This is a genomic window from Candidatus Cloacimonadota bacterium, from assembly GCA_012516855.1.
Lineage (GTDB): Bacteria > Cloacimonadota > Cloacimonadia > Cloacimonadales > Cloacimonadaceae > Syntrophosphaera.
Genome location: JAAYWB010000113.1, coordinates 1 through 2033, shown reverse-complemented (window position 1 = coordinate 2033; position 2033 = coordinate 1). Strand labels below are relative to the sequence as shown.

Genomic DNA, 2033 nt, shown 5'->3' with positions numbered 1-2033 from the left:
GAGGAGATGAAGTCGATGCGAACGTGTGAATTTTTCAAAAACCCATAACCTGCGCCTAGCAAGAACACGGCAGCAAATAAATACCATTGGATTTCGAGCAAGCTATTGGAGCTGGTGTTAAATACTTTTCGCACAATCGCATTGCCGGCACTGATGATGGTGGTGGCCAAAATCAGCCACATGGTGGCTTTGCCGACGACGGTATTTAAGCCGTCCACCCCTCTCGAGAATTTGAGAAATCCATTCATATTGATGCTCCCAGAGATAAAAAAACGAGGCATGACAAACGTAAAGCGAAGCCCACAACTTGGGCTTGCGATAGGATTTGTCTGATGGCTTGATGATAGCTGTTCGCCATCACGTGGTAAGCCCCGAGTATGCCCAAATAGCTAGGGTTAATACTAGGGCACTATTTTTTTCAGCCTCTAGTTAAAAAAATTCATGGGCATGACCTAGCGTAAATATAAGCAAAGAACGATGGCTAGATTTCTGCAATCAATTCAATTTCAACGCAGGCACCCATTGGAATTTGAGCAACACCAAATGCGCTGCGTGCATGTGCACCCACCGTTGCGCCGAAAACTTCACCTAGCAACTCTGAGCAACCATTGGTGACCAGGTGCTGTTCGGTGAAATCACCTGTTGAATTGACCAGACTCATCACTTTGACAATGCGCTTGACCTTGTTCAAATCGCCCACCGCTGCATGCAATGTGCCCAGAAGATCAATGGCAATTGCTCTTGCAGCAGCTTTGCCTTGTGCAGTATCGATGTTCTTACCCAACTGCCCGACCCATGGTTTGCCGTCTTTTTTTGCAATATGACCGCTTAAAAAGACCAAATTGCCTGTTTGCACAAAGGGCACGTAGGCCGCAGCGGGTACGGCGATGGGGGGCAGGTTGATTCCTAAGGTTTCGAGTTTTGCGTAAATTGACATATCAAACTTTCAAAAATGAAAATGCTATTTTCTCTGAAAACAGCATCAAAAGACGACATAAAAAAAGCCGCTGAGCTTTTGGCTGCAGCGGCTTGTTGCGAAGTATGCAAATTTATGCGGCGGGGGTTTCAAAAGGAAGCTGTATATCGCGCAAATCACGTTTGGTTTCAACCATGATGAGCGGGCTGGAATCAATTTCAACAGGCGCTGGACGCTCGCGCGGTACATGCGCAGGTGCTGCAGCTGCTTCGGCAGCAATCGCAGCTTGCGCCGCAGCTACTTTGGACGCATCTGATCCCACCCACTGCAAACCTGAGTTGTTCGCAACTTCAGTTAATTCTGTGGCAGGCAATGTGTAAGCAGTCACAGCTGGCATGCTTACCACTGACTTTGCGCTGGCAGGAGTTTTCGCTGGAATTGAAGCAACATCAGTCTTCTCAGTTGCTTGCACCTTCACTTGTGGCTCAGACACAGCGTCAATTGCTGGCGTTTCGCTTGGTGTGCCAGCAGATGAAGCTATTGATGATGCAGTGCTGCCATTAGCTACCGCAAAATAGCTTTGGCCACGATCTGCTGTTGGCATGGTCTGTGGCGCAGGTGAATCAGTGGTGTCATTGCTGAACTGATTCTGCGCATCACCATTTTGACGCTCTGAACGTTCACCAGTACGCTCGCGACGTTCACGGCCATAACGGTCACGTGAACGGCGTTCACCTTTTTCACCGCGCACATTGTCTTGAGTCGTGCTTTGCTGAGCATCCTGCCCAGTCAAGCCTTCTGTACCCACAATTTCGTTGGCAATCACTCCAGTTGCTGCAACCGCAGCTGCTACTGTTGCGCCATTGACAGCTTCATCGTTTGATCGGTTAGTCCGATCTGTGCGTTCACCACGCTCACGCTTCTCACCCCGTGGAGGACGGCCGCCTTGGCGTGGATTCTTTTTATTCGAATCAATTTCAGCATTAGCCGGCGTATTTGATTGATCTTGTGCTATATTTTTAGTAGCATTTTCGGAATTTGGCACAGCCTCTTTATCCGCACGGTTATCGGGTCGTTGATTTCGTCCATTGCCGCGTGGACCTCGGGTATCGTTGCG

Annotated in this window: 3 protein-coding genes; all 3 read right to left on the bottom strand. The window is 48.9% G+C overall.

What is annotated here, in order from left to right; genetic code table 11:
- On the bottom strand, positions 1-248 hold a 248-nt coding region (locus GX466_09260; GenBank protein ID NLH94383.1), incomplete at its 3' end, for a TRAP transporter small permease subunit.
- 233 nt (positions 249-481) lie between these two features.
- Positions 482-937 (bottom strand): RidA family protein, encoded by a 456-nt coding sequence (locus tag GX466_09255; protein NLH94382.1) that lies wholly within the window; start codon positions 935-937, stop codon positions 482-484.
- 112 nt (positions 938-1049) lie between these two features.
- Positions 1050-2033 (bottom strand): hypothetical protein (locus GX466_09250; GenBank protein NLH94381.1); only part of this gene is annotated, 984 nt, incomplete at its 5' end.